General features: G+C 78.4%; 1 pseudogene. It reads right to left on the bottom strand.

Annotation, left to right across the window (positions count from 1 at the left end):
• Window positions 1-213 (bottom strand): annotated as a pseudogene (locus G3I40_RS07360) (mannose-6-phosphate isomerase); the annotation flags it as partial.

Below are 213 nucleotides of genomic sequence, written 5' to 3'. Positions count from 1 at the left end.
CAGCACCTCCGGGGGCGCGGCCAGCAGGCCGGTGCGGTCCAGGAGCGCGAGCAGGGGGGTGAGCAAGGCCCACAGCGCGCCCGGCGCGGAGGCGGCGGCCGGTTCGTCCTGCTCGTACGGGGCCGTGGCCATCGGCACGAACAGGCCGTGCGCGCCGGCCACGGTCTCGGTCAGCGGGGCGCCCGTGGGGCAGACGGCGACGACGGAGACACC

Source organism: Streptomyces sp. SID14478, assembly GCF_010548525.1.
Lineage (GTDB): Bacteria > Actinomycetota > Actinomycetes > Streptomycetales > Streptomycetaceae > Streptomyces.
The sequence above is the reverse complement of the archived record's forward strand: the minus strand, read 5'-3'. Positions and strand labels throughout refer to the sequence as shown.